The sequence below is a fragment of the Bradyrhizobium sp. AUGA SZCCT0222 genome, from assembly GCF_018130205.1.
Classification (GTDB): Bacteria; Pseudomonadota; Alphaproteobacteria; order Rhizobiales; family Xanthobacteraceae; genus Bradyrhizobium.
The window spans coordinates 1-20465 of the sequence record NZ_JAFCLX010000018.1; the positions used below are offsets into that span (position 1 = coordinate 1).

General features: G+C 60.3%; 17 protein-coding genes and 1 pseudogene. 12 read left to right on the forward strand and 6 right to left on the reverse strand.

Annotated elements, in window-relative coordinates; translation table 11 throughout:
* A pseudogene (locus JQ629_RS17545) lies at positions 1-189 on the forward strand (MFS transporter); the annotation flags it as partial.
* A gap of 280 nt (positions 190-469) precedes the next feature.
* A complete protein-coding gene (locus JQ629_RS17550) occupies positions 470-661 on the forward strand; it encodes a hypothetical protein (RefSeq protein ID WP_212413727.1) in 192 nt (63 codons plus the stop codon).
* 292 nt (positions 662-953) lie between these two features.
* Here JQ629_RS17550 and JQ629_RS17555 read toward each other — a convergent pair whose 3' ends face one another.
* Together JQ629_RS17555 and JQ629_RS17560 are read right to left on the reverse strand one after the other, a co-directional pair.
* Entirely contained in the window at positions 954-1940 is a 987-nt protein-coding gene (locus JQ629_RS17555; protein WP_349631279.1) for a phosphotransferase enzyme family protein, read from the reverse strand.
* Complete coding sequence (locus JQ629_RS17560; RefSeq protein WP_212413728.1) at positions 1937-2791, reverse strand: HAD-IIA family hydrolase; 855 nt, start codon at positions 2789-2791, stop codon at positions 1937-1939. Before JQ629_RS17560 ends, JQ629_RS17555 begins: the two co-directional genes overlap by 4 nt.
* 299 nt (positions 2792-3090) lie before the next feature.
* On the opposite strand from JQ629_RS17560, the gene JQ629_RS17565 reads away from it, so the two are divergent.
* The 4 genes from JQ629_RS17565 (at position 3091) to JQ629_RS17580 (ending at position 8449) form a co-directional block, all read left to right on the forward strand.
* Positions 3091-4653, forward strand: coding sequence for an ABC transporter substrate-binding protein (locus JQ629_RS17565; RefSeq protein ID WP_212413729.1), 1563 nt, complete (start codon positions 3091-3093; stop codon positions 4651-4653).
* A gap of 69 nt (positions 4654-4722) precedes the next feature.
* Positions 4723-5703: an ABC transporter permease gene (locus JQ629_RS17570; protein ID WP_212413730.1), complete on the forward strand. Its 981-nt coding sequence runs from the start codon at positions 4723-4725 to the stop codon at positions 5701-5703.
* A 2-nt stretch (positions 5704-5705) separates the two neighbouring features.
* A complete protein-coding gene (locus JQ629_RS17575; RefSeq protein WP_349631280.1) occupies positions 5706-6623 on the forward strand; it encodes an ABC transporter permease in 918 nt (305 codons plus the stop codon).
* A gap of 2 nt (positions 6624-6625) precedes the next feature.
* Entirely contained in the window at positions 6626-8449 is a 1824-nt protein-coding gene (locus JQ629_RS17580; protein WP_212413731.1) for an ABC transporter ATP-binding protein, read from the forward strand.
* A gap of 13 nt (positions 8450-8462) precedes the next feature.
* Here JQ629_RS17580 and JQ629_RS17585 read toward each other — a convergent pair whose 3' ends face one another.
* The gene (locus JQ629_RS17585) at positions 8463-9890 is read right to left on the reverse strand and encodes an amidase (protein ID WP_349631281.1); all 1428 of its coding nucleotides are present in this window, start codon (positions 9888-9890) and stop codon (positions 8463-8465) included.
* Positions 9891-9961: 71 nt separating this feature from the next.
* Here JQ629_RS17585 and JQ629_RS17590 point away from each other — a divergent pair, with 71 nt between their 5' ends.
* Complete coding sequence (locus JQ629_RS17590; protein ID WP_249135121.1) at positions 9962-11053, forward strand: phosphotransferase family protein; 1092 nt, start codon at positions 9962-9964, stop codon at positions 11051-11053.
* Entirely contained in the window at positions 11050-12009 is a 960-nt protein-coding gene (locus JQ629_RS17595) for a choline kinase family protein (protein WP_212413732.1), read from the forward strand. The genes JQ629_RS17590 and JQ629_RS17595 overlap by 4 nt, the downstream gene beginning before the upstream one ends.
* Before the next feature lie 22 nt (positions 12010-12031).
* Here the strand turns inward: JQ629_RS17595 and hisN are convergent, their stop codons facing one another.
* From hisN to JQ629_RS17610, 3 genes are all read right to left on the reverse strand, one after another.
* Positions 12032-12823 carry a histidinol-phosphatase gene (gene hisN / locus JQ629_RS17600; protein WP_212413733.1) on the reverse strand — a complete coding sequence of 264 codons (792 nt, stop codon included), beginning with the start codon at positions 12821-12823 and terminating at the stop codon, positions 12032-12034.
* Positions 12824-12895: 72 nt separating this feature from the next.
* A complete protein-coding gene (locus JQ629_RS17605) occupies positions 12896-13927 on the reverse strand; it encodes a helix-turn-helix domain-containing protein (RefSeq protein ID WP_212413734.1) in 1032 nt (343 codons plus the stop codon).
* 14 nt (positions 13928-13941) lie between these two features.
* Positions 13942-14754, reverse strand: a complete 813-nt coding sequence (locus JQ629_RS17610; RefSeq protein ID WP_212413735.1) for a DeoR/GlpR family DNA-binding transcription regulator — start codon at positions 14752-14754, stop codon at positions 13942-13944.
* 344 nt (positions 14755-15098) lie between these two features.
* Here JQ629_RS17610 and JQ629_RS17615 point away from each other — a divergent pair, with 344 nt between their 5' ends.
* From JQ629_RS17615 to JQ629_RS17630, 4 genes are all read left to right on the forward strand, one after another.
* The gene (locus JQ629_RS17615; protein ID WP_212413736.1) at positions 15099-16436 is read left to right on the forward strand and encodes an aspartate aminotransferase family protein; all 1338 of its coding nucleotides are present in this window, start codon (positions 15099-15101) and stop codon (positions 16434-16436) included.
* A 117-nt stretch (positions 16437-16553) separates the two neighbouring features.
* Entirely contained in the window at positions 16554-17861 is a 1308-nt protein-coding gene (locus tag JQ629_RS17620) for a glutamine synthetase family protein (RefSeq protein ID WP_249135122.1), read from the forward strand.
* Between the two features lie 36 nt (positions 17862-17897).
* Positions 17898-19283, forward strand: coding sequence for an aldehyde dehydrogenase family protein (locus tag JQ629_RS17625; protein WP_212413738.1), 1386 nt, complete (start codon positions 17898-17900; stop codon positions 19281-19283).
* Positions 19284-19292: 9 nt separating this feature from the next.
* A complete protein-coding gene (locus JQ629_RS17630; RefSeq protein ID WP_212413739.1) occupies positions 19293-20465 on the forward strand; it encodes an iron-containing alcohol dehydrogenase in 1173 nt (390 codons plus the stop codon).

The following is a 20465-nucleotide window of genomic DNA, read 5'->3' on the forward strand; positions in this document are numbered from 1 at the left end:
AGCAGCCTCGGCAACCTCGGTCCGGCGATAAGTCCGACGATCAACGGGCTCATTGTCAGGAGCACGGGTGACAATACTTACAGCATGTATTTCGTGATTGCGCTCTACCTTCTGTCCGGGCTGCTCCTGTTGCTGACGATCCGGCCGGCGTCGACCGCAGCCATGCCAGCTGCGGCGCCTGCACATTGACGGAGCCTGACAAGATGCGTGTTTGATGTGGGGCCGATGGCTGGCCGTCACTCCGGGATGATGTGACAGTTTTCGGCTGGTGGGCCTCGCGACGTGGCGGGACGCCTGACCGAAGCCGACGTTGTGCGTGGTCTCTCCGGCGCGTCGGGCCTCATCAGCACACGTATGCAGTTGAAGGTATGCAGCCGCGATGGTCGATACGACCAAATCGGACGTCTCTGCGATCACCAACAGACGTACGAACGTCTAGGCTGGGCCGCAGACCGTCAGCAGTGGCCCCATGAGTTCGTTATCGAAGCAACTCGCGGGCAATGACCACGCGCTGGATCTGGTTGGTGCTTTCGAAGATCTGCTGGAAGAGACAGCTACCATTCTCTCCGAGAATGCCGCAACACGCAGGGATGGAAACGCTATGATGGAACTGGCGAGGCATGGTGGCTCGCGATTTTCCACTCACCATCCTCGTCAATGACGTTTAGCGAAATGCGATAAGGTAAGGCTCGTTGGATGGGTCCGCGTCGATTCCGGAAAACGTAACCCGGCGCTCATGATGAATGTCGGAGCCAGATCTACGACCGTTTGCCTGCCAAATGCGGCACGCAAGCTGTAGGGCGGCAATGCGCTGAAATAAGCTCGCACCGGGAGATCAATCAAATCCAAAAACAGCCAGCGTGAGCCGCCTCGCTAAACGCACCTTCTTTTCTGCGATGGTCTGCCAACCCAGAATTGTCGAAGACGATTCTCGCGATCGAGTCGGTCTGCAGTCAAAGAGTCTGGAGAAACCGCCGCCCCATCGCCACTGTGCCCTCCGCATAGCCGTTTCCCAACAGACGTGCTGGCTCCGTTTCCGGGTGCGATGCAATCCAGGCCGTCAGCAGCATGCGCCTCAGCATCACAAAGACCGGAAGCATCGCCTCATCCTCTTTCGACACCGACGCCACGGTCCGATATCCCTCAAGCCATGTGTTTTGCAGATCGGCTATGATCGGTTCGTGCTCCATGAAGCTCACCGCCGCGGCAAAATCGTAGAAAAACCAGGAGAAACCACAGTCATCGAAATCGATGATGCCGAGCCGCTGTCCGTCGACGAGAAGATTTGCAAGCCGCAGATCGGCATGAACAAGGCCGAATCGATGATGACCTCTACCGTAGATGCCGAGGCGTTGCGCGAGGGCGTCGGCGACCGTCTGCAGGAGTTGCCTGCCCGATTCGTGCAGGCCGGGTCCGGAGCGCCAATCTCCCCACAACGGCCGTGCGCCCAACATGGCATCGAAGTCCCAGACCTTGCGCTGGAAGGCCGCTGGTTTCTTCCATTGCCGGCTGTGCTGATGAAGCCGCGCGCTGAGCGCGCCAAGTTTGCGGAACCAGCCCTGCAACGATGCGGATTCGCCGGGCTGTTCCCCACTCATATATTCAAAAGCCACTACCTGTCGCATCGATCCATTCAATGGCACCGGACACAGCAAGAGGCCGTCACGGTCCGGGAGGGGGCGCGGCGTTTCGATCACCGCATCGGCGATCAGGGCCGAAATCCATGACAATTCGGAGAGAACTTCTGCCGGCGTGTGATAACCGATCCGCTGGACGCGTAATACGAGCTGTTGTCCGGACCGAGGGTCGCGGGCGAGAAAGGTTGTATTCTCGGAGTGGCTCAGGAACGTGAGCCTGGCATCTGCAGACATGTTCCATCGGGGAAGCGCGGAGCCGAGCGCGACTTGCATACTTTCGATGTCGGATTGGCTCGTCGTCACGACACTTCGACCTCATCAGCCGGAACTGGATCGACGAGTTCGAGAACGCTCGATATGACCCGATCCGGCACAACGCCGGCGACGCTGTTGAACGGGATGTCGCCAGCCAGCAAGACCGAGCGCAGGCCGGCGCGCTGGCCCGCGATGACGTCGGTGGCGACCTGATCGCCAATCATCACCGTCTCGTCCCTTGTCGTGCCGATGTAGGCGAGCGCCTGCTCGATCATGAATGGATGCGGCTTGCCGACGACGATCGGTATCGCATTGGGCACGGCCGCCGTCACCGCGGCGGTCAATACCCCGACGCATGGATCATAGCCGTCGTGAACAGGCGTCAGCACGTCGGGATTGGTGGCGATGATTGTGGCGCCCGCGAGAGCTGCCCGCACGGCTGTGCGCAGCTTCGCGTAGCTGAGGTCGGAATCGAAACCCAGAATCACGACCTCCGCACCCGTTCCAGTCAGCCGATAGCCGGCTTCCTCGAGGGTCCTGAGGAGCGGCGCCTCTCCGATTGCAAAGAGCGGTGTCCCTGGCGCCCAACGCTGCCGGAGCAGTTCTTCAACCGCTGATATTGTGTTGAACACCTGTGGTGCGGTCGCTGGAATACCCATGCCGGCGAGTTTCGCGGCAAATTGTGCCGAGGATTTGGTCGAGTTGTTGGTGACAAATGCGTATGGCACGCCGCGCGCATGCCAGATGCGAAATGCTTCCACTGAGTCCGGAATCGGCCGCGCGCCCCGATAGGCAACCCCGTCGAGGTCCGAGATAATGCCGCGAATAGGTTGATTGGCACGTGGGTCGCTCTGTTCCAATGGCGGCAATCCGTTCATGTTGGGTCCAATCGCAATCATAAGTGTTCCGCACAACGTCGTTGTTTCTGCCCGTCCATAATTCCTGTGCTGCTTAGCGATAAGGCCGCGATGCCTCGCGGTTGAGCAGCGTGTCTCGGTCATTCCAGAAATCGTACGGCGGGTAGCCGGGCAGAGAAGCGTCAGCAACGGAATCGTGGAGCAGCAGGAATCGGGCGCTAGCGCCACTTGGTCTACGCTTTGCAAGTTCCAAGGCAAGTTACAGGACACGATGGAAACGGCTGAGAGCCTCGCGACCTGAGAGAAGTTTCAGCGTTGCCGCAATCATCGAAGGATACGACATGATCAACCGCAGAGACTTGATGCTAGCTGGGCTTGCCGGTGCCACTGCGTATGGCTTCGGGCGGGTCAATCCCGATTTTCTGATCAATTCCGCCTTTGCCGCCGAAGGCAAGACGCTGCGTTTCCTCGGTGCGGAAGCGTTGACCGGCAACTGGGACCCGACAACCCACACCAATCTCGGACAGCTTATCGTTGAAGGATTCGTGTTCGGGTACCTGACGCGTGCGCCGATGCGGCCGCAAAAGCCCGACGAATTGGTGTTCGAACTGGCTGAATCGCTGCAGCCGATCGACACCTACACGATGGAAGTGAAGTTGCGAAAAGGCATCAAGTTTCACGACGGTTCACCGTTCACGGCGGCGGATGTCAAGGCGACGTACGAATATGGCTGCCAGCCCGATCGTCCGGCGCAATGGTATCCCGGCCCCGTCACGGTCGACGTCATTGATGATCTTACGTGCCGCATCAACACCAAGGCGCAGGGCTACCCCGCTACGCTCTATTACTATCTCTCGTCGTTCCTGCCGATCATGTCGGCAAAGGACATCGCCAACAAGGCGCAGCTGTCGGCGCGGATGAACGGCACGGGTCCTTACAAATATGTGGAGCAGAAAGGCGATACGACCGTCCTGACGGCAAATCCGGATTTCTATCTGGGCGCGCCGAAAATCCCGGGCCTGGAATATCGCTTCGTCGGCGACACCACGACGCGAACGCTTTCGCTCCTGAACGGTGAAGCCGACATCATCGAACGGCTTGAGCAGGAACAGGTCGAGACGATCGCGAAGGATGCGCGATTTAACATCCACAAGGCGGTATCGGTCGAGAACAAGTACCTTTTCTTCCGCTGCTCCAAGAAGCCGTTCGACGATCCTCGCCTTCGTCTGGCGGCGTGCCATTCCATCGATCGCAAGCAGATCCTGGAAGTCCTTGGTGTTTCGGGAACCTACTCGAAGGCGCACATCTCCCCGGTGAAGTTCGGATACACCGAAGTGGCGGAATACCCGGAATACGATCCCGCGAAGGCGCAAAAACTCCTGGCGGAGGCGGGGTTCCCGAAGGGCAAGGGTCTTCCCGAACTAACCTATTATACCTCCGTTGGTTTTTATCCCAAGACCAAGGAATACGCCGAACTGATTACCGGCATGCTGCAGGAGCAGGGTTTCAAGGTAAATCTCCAAACCCTCGAAGTCGCAGCCTGGGGCAATCTCCTCTATGACAAGCCTGGCGGCGGTGAGGGCAACATGATCGATTGCGGCTGGTGCACCGGTTCGCCGGAACCCGATCTGGTGTTGCGAACCCACTTCCATTCATCATCGAAGCGGATCTGCGGGATTGTCGACAAGGAGATCGACGCGGTTCTTGACAAGGAACGCAACGCAACGACGCTTGAGGAGCGCAAGAAAGTGCTCCAGACCGAAACGCTTCCGACCATCGCGCGCAAGGCGCCGGCGTTGGCGCTGTTCACGTCTGTTTTCATCCACGCCTACAGCAAGAAACTGGATGGTCTCTACATCTATCCGAACGGAATGCAGGACATGACAAAAGCGACGCTGGCCTGATTCTTGCTGCGGCAGGCGGGAATAGTCCGGCTTGCCGGCGGTCCGACAAAGCGCAGGTAGCCCTTTTCGATGTTGATCCTGGAATTTCTGATCAAGCGAATCGCGCAGGGCATCCTGATCGTTTTCATTACCTCGCTCATCATCTTCACCCTGTTGCGCGTGGTCCCTGGCGATCCCGTGCGTCTTATCGTCGGGGGCATGGCGCCGCCCGACGTCGTCGAGAAGGTGGCGACCAAGATGGGGCTGCGCGATCCAATCATCGTGCAGTACGGCCGCTACATGCGCGGCCTGCTTCAGGGCGATCTCGGGCAATCCTACCTGCGCCCCCGCAGCGGCATGATCGCGACCGGCGGGCAGTACATTGATCCGACCAAGTCGGACATGGCGCCTGTGATTGACCAGATTCTGGAACGTTTGCCGTTTACCCTTCAATTGGGCGGCATGGCGCTGTTGTTTGCCATGTTGATATCGTTTCCGATCGGAATTGCCGGCGGATTGCATCAGAACGGCTGGCAGAACGCGCTCGCCTTTGCGACGCAGTCGCTGTTTGTGTCGATTCCGAATTTCTGGCTTGCCATTGTCCTGATCCTGTTCCTGTCGGTCAAACTCAAGCTGTTGCCGGCGCTCGGCTATCAGGGATTTTCTTACGTGCTGTTGCCGGCCATTGTACTGGCGGTGGAGATTGCGCCCTTCATCATTCGCACCCTGACGACGTCGCTTGGCGAAGTGATGCAATCCACTTTTATCGATGAGGCACGGGTCCGCGGTCTGTCGCGGAGGCGGATCGTGTATTCACATGCTCTGCGCAATGCCGCAGTGCCGCTCGTCAACCTGCTTGGCATCCAGCTCTCCACCTTGATCGGCGGCGTGCTGGTGATCGAGTATATTTTCGACTATCCCGGCCTCGGAAACCTGACGGTTGTTTCGGTGGTCGGGCGTGATTTCCCCGTCATCCAGGGCATCGCGATCACGACCAGCGCCGTGTTTGTGTTCATCAATATTATCGTGGATCTGGTCGCCTATCTCGTCGATCCTCGCGTGGAGATTTGACCGTGACGATCGCCACGATCATCGAAACCGAGCCGGAGCGGGAACCGGCTCGCATTCAGTCGGTCAATCGCCGCATCCTGCTGGCGGCCTGGCGGATGCCGAGCTTCCGGATCGGCCTCCTCATTTTGACGGCGCTTCTTCTGGTGTCGGCGATCTATCCCGAGATTTCCTCGGTCAGCGCCACCAAGATGGTCGTCAAGGACAAGTTCCTGCCGCCGCTGTTTCTGGGCGAGAAATGGGTCTGGGAGCATCCGCTGGGAACGGACCAGCTCGGCCGAGACATGCTGATGAGAAGCCTCATCGGCCTTCGTTACTCGCTGCTGGTCGGTGTCGTAACGGTAGTCCTTATCTTCATCATTGGCTGTGGCCTTGGACTGTTTGCCGGCTTCAAGGGCAAATGGTGGGACATTATCATCATGCGGATCACCGACGCTCAATTGTCGATCCCGATGATCATCCTGGCCATCACCATTCTCGGCGTCTCGCGGCCGACGGTGGCCACGATCATCATTGTTCTGGCGTTGTCGGGCTGGCCGCTCTACGCACGGGTCGCGCGGAGTGCGGCGGTGGCCGAGCGTGGCAAGGAGTACGTCCGGGGACTGCGTGTCCTCGGCGCCGGCGACTGGCGCATCCTCTTGCTGTTCGCGGCGCCGAACATCCTGCCGCCGATCGCTTTCGTCGCGGTACTCGATGTTGCACGCATGATGATCCTTGAAGCGATCCTCGGCTTCCTTGGGCTTGGTATCCAGCCACCGACGCCGAGCTTTGGCAGCATCATTGCGGACTCCCGCAAATATCTGATCAACGCCTGGTGGATCGCGACTATTCCGGGCGTGTTTCTCGCCGTGGCGCTGACATCGATCAACCTGGTTGGCTCAGCGCTCGAGAAGGCGCGCAACAGGATCTATGGAGGTCTTTAGAAATGGATCGCTCGCTCATCCTCGAAGTTGGCGATCTCACGGTGGGGCCGGTGACATCAGGGTTGCCTCCGATCCTCGATCGAGTCAGCTTTCGTCTGAGCGCCTCGGAGATTTTCGGCATTTACGGCGAAAGCGGCGCGGGGAAGACCGTGCTCAGCCGCGCTCTGGCGAACTGGTTGCCCGAGAGCCTCGAATACCGGAGTGGGTACGTCAAATTCGCTGGTCGGGATATCCTCAAGAAAGGAACCAGCGATGTCCGCATCGGTCGCGACATCGCCTATATCGGCTCGAAGCCGCAGAGTTCGCTTGATCCGACCGTCCCGGTCGGAAGCCAGATCGCCGAGAAACTTCACAGCGTGCGGCCGGAATGGACCCCGCGGGAGTGCCGTGAGCGAGTGATCCAGCTTCTCGGCGAGGTTCGCATTCCCTCGCCAAAGGAGCGCTACTGGGACTATCCTGCGAAATTCTCCGGCGGCATGATGCAGCGCGCGATGATTGTCGACGCGATCTGCGCCGAACCGGCCGTCCTGATCGCGGATAACGTTACCCAGCCGCTCGACGTCACGATTGCAGCTCAGATCGTCGCGTTGCTGCACGATCTGTGTGTGCGCCACAGGATGGCGACGATCTATCTGTCGGCGTCATTGCCGACGCTGGGGCAGTTCGGCGACCGGACGGCGGTTCTTCATCAAGGCCGGTTCGTCGAGCAGCAGGGGTTTGCCGAGCTACTCCGGGCGCCCGCGACCGACTATACGCGCAAGGCGATCGAGAGCGTTCCACGCATGTGGTCGACATCAGAGGGGCCCCTTGTGCGGCGTCGGGCGGATGGCGAAGTTCCGCTGATGCAGGTGCAGAACGTTCATCGCACCTACCGGGCGCGCAAGCGCGGAACCTTCAACACCTACAGCAGCGTGCAGGCGGTGCGGGGGGTGACGCTGGACATCATGCCACGCGAGAATTTCGGTATCGTCGGCGAGTCTGGCTGCGGCAAGTCGACATTGACGCGCCTGCTGGCCTGGCTGGAAGTGCCCGATCAAGGCACTATCTCGCTCGGCGGAACGTCGCTGTCGAAGCTTTCGCCGCGCGATCTCATCGGCAAGCGAAACGAATTCCAGCTCCTTCTGCAGGATCCGTACAATGCACTGCCGCCCCGCACCACAGTTGGCCGGATGATTGAGGAAAGCCTGCTTATTCGCGGCAAGGTCGCGCGCAAGGATCTGCGTGCCCGGGTAACAGCGGCAATGGCCGAGGTCGGCCTCGCTGCGGAGCTCTATGATCAGTTGCCGAATGCATTGTCTACCGGCGAGCGGCAGCGGATATCGATCGCGCGCGCGCTCATTCTGGATCCCAAGCTCCTGATCCTGGACGAAACGCTGTCGGCGCTGGACCAGCGCGAGCAGGCCAGGCTGATCGATCTGTTCGCCAAGTTGCAGGAAAAGAACGACCTGACCTACGTCTTCATCTCCCATGACCTGGCGATGGTGCGGAAAGTCTGTACCCGGATTGCGGTGATGTATCTCGGCGAGATGGTCGAGATCGCCGATAACCGCGAACTGTTTTTTGGTCCATTGCATCCCTATACCAAGGCATTGCTTTCGGCGGCACCGACGCTCGAGGACAAACCGTTCGACCCGCGCGATTTTTTGCTGGAAGGCGAGCCCCCGAGCCCGATCGACATTCCCGCAGGCTGCTGCTTCGCATCGCGTTGCCCGAAAGCATTCGGCCGCTGCCGCATCGAAACTCCGAAATTGATTGAACGCTCGCCAGGGCGCTCTGTCGCCTGCCATCTTGCGGACCTTGACCAAGCCAAGGCCACGGCGGCCTGACCTCCGATACTTCTCAAGCGCGCGGCTGAAACGGCCAATCCATGGTTACGGTTCGCAAGCTTTCGAGGGTTTTCGCGATCTGCAGCACGCCCAGATCATCGAACCGGTGGCCGATGATCTGGATGCCGATCGGCAGATGCCGGGCGTCGAACGCCATGTTTATCGTGGCCGCGGGCTGGCAGGTCTGATTGAACATCGCTGTGAACAGCGCGTGCTCGAGCGGGTTCTGCCGGGATACGCCCGGCTCGTCGGCCGGGAAATTCACCACCGGGAGCGTCGGTGCGATCACATAATCCCAGCCTTCAAAGGCGCCAAGCAACGCGGCTTTCATTTTTCCGATCTGGCCGAGCGCCCGATAGAGATCGGCGCCGGAATGTTTTGCACCCCTGAGGCACCATTCTCGCACATAGGGGTTGATGTCGCGCGCGCTGTCGTTGTGTGGAGGCAGGGCGCTGTATTCAAGATAGCCTCGCACTTGAAGGAACAGATCGATCGGAGCATAGGCATCATAGTCGAGCGGGGATAAAAACGGATCGACGATCGCGCCGGCCCCTGCCAGCAGCTTGCCGGCTGTCTCCACCGCGCCGCGTACCACCGCTTCCGGCGCGGGTCCGAAACCCATATCGGTAAGGACGCCAATTTTCAGCCCGTTGATGTCACGATCGAGTCGATCGTGGTACTGCGTGCCGTCGGCAGGAAAGCTCCAGGTGTCGCGCTCGTCCTGGCGGGTCAGCACCGTCATCAAACGGGCAATGTCGTCAACGCGCCGCCCCATGGGGCCGGCCATCCGCATAGTGTCGGCCGGAAGGTGGGGGATCAGCCCATGGGTGGGTTTGAGCGACGCTAGTCCGCATTGTGCCGCCGGCAGGCGAACCGAGCCGGCAATGTCGGTGCCGACAGACACGAAGCCGGCGCCCGAGGCGACCGATGCGCCCGCGCCGGATGAAGAGCCCCCGGTATTCCAGGCGAGACCCCATGGATTGCGCGTGATGCCATGCAGCGAGCTGATGCCGGAGGCCATCAGCCCGCAATCGGGCATCGTCGTCTTGGCAAAGATCACCGCACCTGCCTCGCGAAGGGCAATGGCCGGCGGAGAGTCGTAGCTCGACGGCGGCAGCGAGCGGTTTGCGCCGATGCCGTGAAAGTACGGCCAGCCAACCATTGCAACGCTGTCCTTGACCGTCATGGGCACGCCGTCGAGCGGACCTAGCGGTACCTTGCTCTTCCATCGAGCTTCCGATTGCCTGGCGCTGGCCATTGCCTGGTCAGGACGGAAGCAGAATAGGGCGTTGATCGAAGCATTGACGGTTTCCGAATGCGCGATGACGTCCTGCAGGACCTCGACCGGCGAAAGCTTCCGCGAAGCATAAGCACCGGCCAATCCGGCGAGGCTCATTCCAATCAGGTCGTCAGCAGACATGCGCCCCGCCGTGGATTTCACAATAGGCATCCGGATCCCACGTCGGATAGCGAATATGGCCGGCTGAGGGGTAGAGCGTTGTTTGCAACGGCATGATTTGGTGGAGCGCGAGGCATCCCTTTTGCATCTGTCTTCGGCAAATTAAGCCATGGGCAACCCATAGGGAACAGGGGCGCTGGGACGGATGGCGTTGCCGAACCCGATATCACAAGAGACCACACGTCATCATGAACCAATTTGAACTGGAAACGGTCAAAATCCGGGACAGCGCTCGTACCTTGCCCGGTTGGAGTTCGGCGGACATCGTCGTCGAACCCGCAATCCCTGTCCTCGCATCGCCAAGCTGGCGCGGCGTCGATGGTTTTCCCTGGCGTGCGGTCAACAAATCGAACGGCGAAACCATTTTCGTCAAGATGATGGATCCCGACGCGCAGCTCTACATCGATGTGCCCTGTGCGTTTGAAGCGGCCCGACGCGCGTCTGACCTCGGCATTGGTCCCAAGGTGATCCTGTCCGACGCCCAAACGGGACTTTTGATGATGGAAGACCTGAACCAGGGTTGGCGGGTGGGAACGCTCGAACGCATGCTCGAGCCGGCGATTGCGGACGCGGTCATTGCCGCACGTCTGACGTTCCAGACGGGAATGCCCTTAGCCAAGCGCAAGGGTGTTTTTGACGAGATCGAGCAATTCCATGCCGCCGCAGTATCGGCGGAGGCCCAACTCCCGGCCGACGCCGAATGGCTGGTCGAGGAGCTGCGATTTGCCGCCGCGGTGTTTCGAGGCCTGAACATCGCTGCGGTGCCGATCCACGGCGACGGCAACGTGTCGAATATCCTGATCAGCGACGCGGGCGAGGTTCGCCTGATCGATTGGGATCGCGCCACCACGGCCGATCCGTTGGAGGATCTCGGCAGCTTTCTGATTGAGGCGTTCGACCAGGAGCCCGAGGCGCGTGACGCATTCATTCGCAACACCGGCAAATTCGATGAGGCTGCGTTCAACCGGGTGCGAATCTACGGAATTGCGGACGATCTGCGGTGGGGTTTGATTGGGGCGCTTCTTGCGGCCAAATCGGCGCGGAATACGCTTGAGTTCTACAAGTTCGCCTGCTGGCGCTTCGTGCGCTGCCGTATGGCGGTCCGTGAGCCGCGTTTCGGCGAAATGCTTCGGAGGATCTCATGACCGTTCGGAGAAAGCTTGGAGAAGCGACCACAGTCCACGAGCGCAATCTCGAAGGTGCCGTCGCGCGGGTGCCGCAATGGCGCGGAAAAGGCATCAGCTATGCCTCCCTTGTCGGCGGGCTGATGAATCAAAACTGGCTGGTCGAGCTCTCGAACGATACGCGGCGCTATTTCGTCAAAGTGCCTGGCGAAGGTTCCGAAATGTTCATCGATCGCGTGGCCGCAAACGAGGCCGCGCGCAATGCCCACGCCATGGGGATTGCGCCCGAAGTGATCTTCTTCGATGCGCAGGATGGCCTGGAGGTAAGCGAATTCCTCGAGGGCTATCGGGCCTGCACCAACGCCGATTTCGGGGATTCGGCGATCCAGTCCGATGTTCTGAATCTCTATCGTCAGCTTCACGCCGGTCCGAAGCTGGGCCTGACCAAGACGATCTTCGACATGATCGAGGAGCATGTCGAACAGGGCAGGGAACTGGGGTCGGATTTCCCCCATGATATGCCGTGGATCATGCACCGCTATGGCCAGGCAAAGGCTGCGTTCATGGCATCGGGCCTCGATCTCGTTCCCTGCTTCAACGATCCGATGCCCGGAAACTTCCTCATTGGCTTGAACTCGGGCGCCGCTCCAAAGCCGATGCGGCTGATCGATTACGAATTCGCCTCGAACAACGAGCGGAGCTACGAGCTTGGCGTCTTGTTCGCGGAAATGTTCTTCGACGAAGAACTGACGACCAGCCTGATCGAGCAATATCTGGGTTCGGCCCGTCCCGACATGGTCGCGCGCGTCATCGTCAACCGTGCGCTCGCGGATATCAAATGGGCGTCATGGGCCGTTGTCAATCGGAAGCTGAAGGATTGGGATTTCGACTATCAGAAGTATGGCCTGTGGAAATATATGCGGGCCAGGGATGTGATGTATGACCCCCGGTGGGAGAGCTGGCTGCGCATGGTCTGAATGGTCTTAGCTTCCTGGCTGATTAGTCCCTCAGGATCGCAAGCGCCTGCTCAAGCAATGCCCGGTTGGCCGCCGCGATCACCCGTCCGTCGGAGTCGCGGGTCAGCGGCTGCCCCTTCCAGTCGCTCATCACGCCTCCGGCTCCCTCGATCACGGGAACCAATGCCATGAAGTCAAATGACTTGAGAGATGCCTCGACGACGAGATCGCAATGTCCCGAGGCCAGCAAGCCGTACTGGTAACAGTCGCCGCCAAATCGTCTGAACATTGCCTTGCGGCTGAGTGCGTCATAGCGCGCCCAATCTTCCGGCGAAAAGAAGTCCGGAGACGATGTGTAGATTTGTGCGTCTTCCAGGTTGACCGCGCGGCTCACCTTCGCGGGCGCCCTGTTGAAAGTGGTACCGCGCGCTGTGCCGTACCAGCGCTCGGCAAGTGCGGGCATGTCAATCATGCCTGCAATAATGGTCCCATCCGTTTCGTCCGCGAGCGCGATCAAGGTGCCGAACAACGGCATTCCCGAGATGAAGCTTTTCGTCCCGTCGATTGGATCAAGATACCATGTGTAACGATCGCCCGGTGTTAAGCCGCTTTCTTCGCCCAGAATGCCGTGATCCGGGAACCGCGTGGTAATCTGTCGCCGCAGTTCCTGCTCGATGGCCTGATCCGCGATCGTGACGGGCGACAAGTCCTGCTTGCGCTCGAAATCGATGTCGGAGCGAAAGTGCCTCAACGCAATGCTCCGTGCCGCATCGGCGAGGTCGTTGAAGAACGAGGCCAGCTCGCTCTCGGACAATCCGTCTTGAATATTGACCAATGATAGCTCCGGAAAGGAAGCGCCGTGATTGCTGTGACGGCGAGCGATACCGGCAAGTAAGATGAATGGCGTCTACACGGTCTCGTGAAGCGGTCGCTTGCTGGTTTCCCAATACGCCGAACCAAGATTGCCGCCGAGGGGAGGCGGCGTCTTGGACGCTGGTACCGTCTCCAGGCGCCTGGGTTTGACGTGCGCCTCGGGACCAAAGGCGTTGTTCACCTGACGAATGTCGCGCGGCGCGATCTTGAAATGGCGGCTGAAACTCCTCGAGAAATGCGAAACGTTCTTGAAGCCGACCTCGTAGGCAACTTCGGAAACGGTGCGGTGGCCTTTCGGATCCGCGACCAGAATCTCATAGGCACGTTGCAGGCGCTTCACCTGCACGAATTGAACCACGGTCGTCTCATTGTCGCTGAAGAGACTGTAAAGATAGCTCAACGAAATGCGGCTGTTTGCGGCGATCTTCGTCGGCGACAGGGTCTGATCGCTCAAATGCGCCTCTATGAAATCAATGATCCGACGGCGCAAATGATAACGCGCGTTGCGAACATCGGTAGCGGCACCCCGGTCTTCCGAACCGATCGTCAGGGCGACGAAGCCGATGATCTCGGTGGCGAGCGCCTGGGGATTGGGCGGCGGAGCATCGATGAAAAGTTCCGCAATGTTTCCGATCATCCCGGAAAGCAGACGGGTCATTTGCTGGTTCGGCTCGAAGCGCCGGCTGATATGGTCTTCGATCGACACCAGGCGGCCGCGAAGTTCTGTTGCGGGGATGCGTACCAGGAGCAGCCGCGTGTTCCTGTCCGACGACAGCTCATAGAAGGCCAATTCGCTGAGGAGAATGTACTCTCCGGCCCTGGCGATGCCGATACGTCCGTCCTGGCTGTAGGCCACGCATCCCGTCAGTGGGAAGATCAGTACATAGGACGCATCGCGGACATTGCTCACGCGCTTCCAGCTGCGCGCGAAGGGCTGATCGAGATTGATCAGATCGATGTTGAGACGACCGATGCAGGCCTGCCGGTGCGACGCCGGGCGCTTGTCGGCTTCGACATCAGGTCCGGTGCGCTCATCGCGGGGGACAAGAGTGGTAACGCGTGCCATCGCTTCGGCCTTTCCTAGTATTGGGCGACGATAATTTCGGTCCCGGCCTCACGGAGCGCTGTTGCCAGGGCCCCCTCCGGCTGTCGGTCCGTAACGAGGCGATCGATGTCGGCCCAATGGGCGAACACCGTCAGGGCGCGTTGTTCGAACTTGGTATGATCGACGACGATGATGGCTTCGGCCGCTCGCTTCACCATGGCGCCGTAGATCGCGCCGGCTTCGTCGTCCGCATCGTTGATGCCGCGGGCGCTGATGCCGGTCGCTCCCACGATGGCGCGATTGGCTTCGTAACTGTTGATGCTTGCGATTGTCTGGGTACCGAAGACGTAACCTTCCGCGGGATGATATCGGCCGGGGCAGCACAGCACGCGAATCGAGGCGTTCACCGCGAGCGCGGCGGCGATCGCGAAGTCGTGCGTGATCACCGTGATGTCGTGTGCGCGCGCAGCCAGTTGTCGCGCCACGTGGAAGGTCGTTGCGCCTGCGGCCAGCATCAGTACCTCGTTGGGCTGGATCAGATCGACAAGTGCGGCGGCAATCGCTTCGCGCTCGGCAATCATGATCGCCCTGCGATCGGTGAGGGCGGGCTCGAGCGCGAATGGCCGGGATGCCCCGCCATAGGTACGGTTGATGAGTTTCTGGTCCTGAAGCTCCATCAGGTCGCGTCGGATCGTTTCACCGGAGACGCCAAGCACCGCCGCGAGCTCCGAGGCCCGCAAGGTCGGGGCCGCCGTCAGTTGCGAGATGATGTGTTTGTGGCGCGCAAGTTTCGAGAGGCGGTCGCCTTCCAGTCTCCGTGGCCGCTTGTCGGTCGTGGCACTCGTCATCCGGATGCCCTTGCAGCATCGGCCGCGACAGGATTGCGCAGCCGCCGTTGGGGGAAATCCTTCCTTAACTGAAGTTGTATGTACACACTATTTATGTGGCAACTTCCTCAAATTTTGAGCAGGCGAGATGCCCACTAAATGCGCAGGGCAGCAGGGCGTCGTCTATAGATATCTGAAATATCTGTATCTTCCCTTGGTTCCGCGGAGGCGCATGACTGTTGCTCTGCTGAGTTGTGACTGTGGATAGCTTCCCAGTTGTGGATATTTCCACATTCGCTCAAGCTGCGGCGGGATGGTCGCTGCAGAGCCGTGTATGCGCCAGCGCCGGCGAAGGAGGGCGCACGATGCAAAAGGAAATTCTGGCGCTGAACGCCTTCGATCCGAGTGCCGCCTCTGCGATGGACGCGAAGCTGCGCGATGCGGTCCAGCGGCGCCTGCGTTCGTTCGGGGCGGCCTCGGTGTTGTTCTATCAAGAGCCGCTGCGCATGGAGCGCGCCGACGGCGTGTGGATGTTTGACGCTGAAGGCCGGAGTTATCTCGATCTCTACAACAATGTCCCGTCCGTTGGACATTCGCATCCGCGCGTGGTCGAAGCCATCCGGCGCCAGGTAGGTCTGCTGACGACCCATACCCGCTATCTGAATGAAATTGTCGACTGCTACGCAGAGCGTCTGCTCGCGACATTTCCGGCCGAGATCGATCATCTGGTCATGACCTGTACCGGCAGCGAAGCAAACGACCTTGCGCTCCGGATAGCGAAAGCCGCAACCGGCGGTGCCGGCTTCATCGTCACGGAAGCCGCCTATCATGGCAACACCGCCGCAGTTACCGATGTATCACCGTCAGCTCGGGCCGGGCAGCCGGTACCACCTCATGTTCGCGTCATTCCCGCGCCGGAGATGTTTCGCGTCCCCGCCTATAATCTCGGCAAGCGCTTCGCCGAGGCTGTCGACGAGGCCATCACCGACCTGGAGCGAAGCGGCATCGGTTTCGCCGGCCTGCTGGCCGATACGATCTTTTCAAGCGATGGGGTTTATGCCGATCCCGCAGGTTTCCTCGCGCCTGCGGTCAAGCTTGTGCATGATCGCGGAGGTTTATTCATTGCCGACGAGGTGCAGCCGGGGTTCGGGCGAACCGGTGCCTCGCTGTGGGGCTTCGCTCGCCATGGCGTCGTGCCTGACATCGTGACCATGGGCAAGCCCATGGGCAACGGGTTTCCGATGGGAGGCGTTGCGACGCGCGCGGCGCTGCTCGACAGGTTCGCGGCGGAGGCAAAGTATTTCAACACGTTCGGAGGCAACCCGGTGGCCGCAGCAGCCGGGCTCGCGGTGCTTGACGTAATCGAAGACGAGGGATTGATCGAAAATGCGCGCGTCGTCGGCGGTTATGTCATGGATGGGCTTCGTGAGATCGGCAATCGCCACGTCCAGATCGGAGAGGTGCGCGGCGCCGGGTTGTTTGTCGGCCTCGATATTGTCCATGATCGCGAGACAAAGGCGCCGGCTCCGGAGATCGCGAGTGTTCTGATCAACCGGCTTCGGCATCGAGGAATTCTCATCGGAGCTGCCGGCCCTTATGGAAACGCGCTGAAGATTCGTCCGCCTTTATGTTTCACGAAAGACAATGCCGATACCTTCATCACCGCATGCGACGAAGTTCTGCGTGAAAGCCGCCCGGGCTGATCCTCGATGCTGATGACCGAGACTATACTTCACCGTCCCTGACGAGATATGAGGCCGATGGATTCGAGAAATGTCAAAACCGCCGCAGACGCGCGTGCCCTTGTGGAGGCGCGCGGCTTGTCGCACGTCAAGCTTGGCGTGGTCGATCTTGACGGCGTCATTCGCGGAAAATATCTCGCACGCGACAAGTTCTTCAATGCGCTTGATCAGGGTTTCAAGTTCTGTGACGTAATATTCGGCTGGGATTCACATGACCAGCTCTATGACAAATCCACGTTCACGGGCTGGCACACGGCTTTTCCCGATGCGACAGCGCGCATTGATCCGTCTTCCTGTCGCGATGTGCCCATGGAAGGAGGCATGCTGTTCTTCCTCGGGGAGTTCGACGGCCCGGCCGCTGAGCTTTGTCCGCGCCGGCTGCTTCGTCGCGTGGTGGACCGCGCCGCGAGCATGGGTCTCGCCGCCACGGTCGCGGCCGAGTTCGAGTTTTTTGTTTTTGATGAGACACCACACAGTGTGCGTGAAAAAGGCTATCGCGACCTGAAAAACCTCACGCCGGGTTGGTTCGGTTATTCGATGCTGCGATCGTCGGTTGAGTCGGATTTTTATCACGCGCTGCTCAAGCTTTGCGACGATATGGACATGCCGCTCGAGGGCCTCCATACGGAGACGGGCCCCGGCGTCCTGGAAGCGGCGATTCAGTATACCGACGCACTGGCGGCGTCAGACCGTGCGGCGATCTTCAAGACCTTCGCCAAGGTTCTGGCCGAGCGTCAGGGCAGGATGCTGACGTTCATGGCTAAATGGTCGAATGCCTATCCGGGGCAGTCCGGCCATCTGCACCTGTCGCTGCGCGATACCGCCGGCACACCGATGTTTCATCAAGACGGACGCCCCGGCAATATGTCCGACACCATGCGCTGGTTTGTTGGCGGACAACAGGCGCTGCTTCCTGAGTTGCTGGCGATGGTCGCATCCACCGTGAACAGCTATTCGCGCCTGATCCCCGGGTTTTGGGCGCCGACCGATGCGACCTGGGGCATCGAGAACCGAACCTGCGCGCTGCGCGTCATTCCGGGTTCGCCGTCGAGCCAGCGCGTGGAATATCGCATTGCCGCGGCAGATATCAATCCGTACCTCGCCATCGCCGCGGCGCTGGGTTCTGGCCTTTGGGGGATCGAACACAGGATCGAGCCGGATGCGCCTGTCGCCGGTAATGCCTACGACATTGCCCATCCGGCCGAACGCGCGCTGCCGCGCACATTGTCGGAGGCCGCCGACAGGCTGGCGGCATCATCCGCCGCCCGAAGGCTGTTCGGCGACGTTTTCGTCGAGCATTACGCCATGACCCGTCACTGGGAAGAGCGCGAATTCCGCAAGGCGATCACCGACTGGGAGCTGGCGCGTTATTTCGAAATCATCTGAAGCCGGCGTCCCTCCTCAAGAACGAGTGAAATAATCGTGACCGATATTGTGTGCATCTCGCCAGTTGACGGCAGCGAAATCGCGCGTCGTTCGATCGCGACGGATAATGAAATTGCCACCGCTCTTGCCACCGCAAGGCAAGCTCAACGCGAATGGTGCAGGATACCGCTTGCCGAACGAAAGGCGAAAGTGCTCGCCTTTCTCGCCGCCATGCAGGCGCAAAACGACGAGATCGTTCCCGAACTCGCCATGCAGATGGGGCGGCCCGTCCGCTACGGTGGCGAATTGCGGAGTCTGGAGGAACGTGTCCGTGCTCTGGTTGAGTTGAGCGACGAAGCCCTGGCGCCGCTGGTACCTGCCGCGCGCCCCGGCTTTCGGCGCATGGTCAAGCGTGTTCCGGTTGGAATCGTGCTGGTGATCGCTCCGTGGAATTATCCCTATCTCACGGCGATCAACGCCATCGTCCCGGCGCTTCTGGCGGGCAACGGGGTCATCCTCAAACACGCGACACAAACACTGCTTGCGGGTGAGCGGCTCCAGGCCGCGATGGATCGGATCGGATTGCCCAAGAATCTGTTCACGACGCTCGCGCTGGATCACGCTGCTGCGGAAAGACTGATCGCCTCCCGCGCCGTCGATCACGTCAACTTCACGGGTTCTGTTGCCGGTGGCCGTGCCATCGAGCGGGCCGCGGCGGGTACCTTCACGACACTCGGTTTGGAGCTGGGCGGAAAGGATCCAGCTTATGTCAGGCCCGACGCGGACATTGACTTCACGGTCGAACAACTCGTCGATGGTGCGTTCTACAATTCTGGGCAGTGCTGTTGCGGTATCGAGCGCATCTATGTTGACGAGAAAGTCTACGATCGATTCATCGATGCGTTCGCCGGCGTTACCTCGCAGTACAACCTCGGCAATCCGCTCGAGCAGGCGACGACGCTTGGCCCGATGGCGAGCGCGCGCTTCGCCGATACAGTACGTGTCCATACCAGGGAGGCCCTAGCCAGAGGAGCGCGTTCGTTGATTGACGCCAGGCATTTTGTGGCCGATCGAGCCGGAACAGCTTACCTGATGCCGCAGGTTCTGATCGACGTCGATCACACCATGCGTGTGATGATGGAGGAGACGTTCGGACCCATCGTCGGTATCATGAAAGTGTCGTCGGATGACGCCGCGCTTCGGTTGATGAACGACAGTCCATACGGGCTGACGGCCTCGGTATGGACGCAGGACCCGGAAGCCGCCGAGCGGATCGGTGACGGTGTTGCCACCGGCACGGTGTTCATGAATCGCTGCGACTATGTCGATCCGGCGCTTGCCTGGACCGGCGTCAAGGATACCGGCCGTGGCGCCAGTATGTCTCGACTAGGATTTGAGGCGCTGACCCGTCCAAAATCATTCCACTTTCGCATCGAACATTGAGAGCAAGAGATGGCAGTTGAGATTACCGGCGCCTGGAATTTTCCGACCCGCGTCATTGCCGGCCCCGGGCGCATCGCAGAACTTCCCGAGACCTGCCGGGCACAGGATATCGCCAGGCCGTTGTTGGTGACCGACCATGGGCTTGCCAAGAGCGCGCTCATCGAGGGCATCGTCAGGCGCATTCGCGACGCGGGACTACCAGTCGGCGTATTTTCCGATGTGAAGAGCAATCCGACGGAGTCCAATCTGCGTGCCGGCGTCGAGGCGTTTCGTGCGGGGAGCCATGATGGGGTCGTGGCGGTCGGGGGAGGCTCAGCGCTGGACGTGGGCAAGTGCGTGGCGTTCATGGTCGCACAATCCCGGCCGGTGTGGGATTTCGAGGACGTCGGCGACTGGTGGACACGCGCCGAGATCCGTGGGATTGCGCCGATCGTAGCGGTGCCGACAACGGCAGGAACGGGCTCCGAGGTGGGACGCGCCGTTGTAATCACCCGCGAAGATACCCATGAAAAGAAAATCATCTTTCACCCGCTGATGATGCCGAAGATTGCCATCGAGGATCCCGAGCTGGCTGTTGGGCTTCCGCCATTCCTGACGATGGCGACCGGGATGGACGCGCTCGCCCATTGCTTCGAGGCATATTGCGTCAACGCCTTTCATCCGCTCGCCGACGGGATCGCGCTTGAGGGGTTGAGGATCATCGATACCTATCTGCCGCGCGCGGTGGACAACGGGGCCGATCTTGAAGCGCGGGCCTATATGTTCGCCGCGGCCTCAATGGGAGCTACGGCATTTCAGAAGGGACTTGGCGCGATCCATTCCGTGTCTCATCCGGTCGGTGCGCGCTACGACACCCATCATGGGCTGACCAACGGCGTCATGTTCCCATACGTCCTCCTCTGCAACAGATCGGCGATCGCCGACAGGATTCCGCATATCGCCCGGGTTCTCGATCTGCCCGGCCGCGACTTCGGTGCGGTGCTCGCCTGGATTCTTTCACTCCGGAACAGGCTCGGCGTACCGCATACGCTGGCGCAACTCGGCGTCAGGGAAGCTGATGTCAAGGCGATCGCCGCCGACGCCGCCAAGGATCCGACAGCCGCCACCAATCCCCGGCAACTGACCGCGGCGGAGTTCGAGCAACTGACGCTCGCCGCCATCCGCGGCGACCTGGAAAGCTAG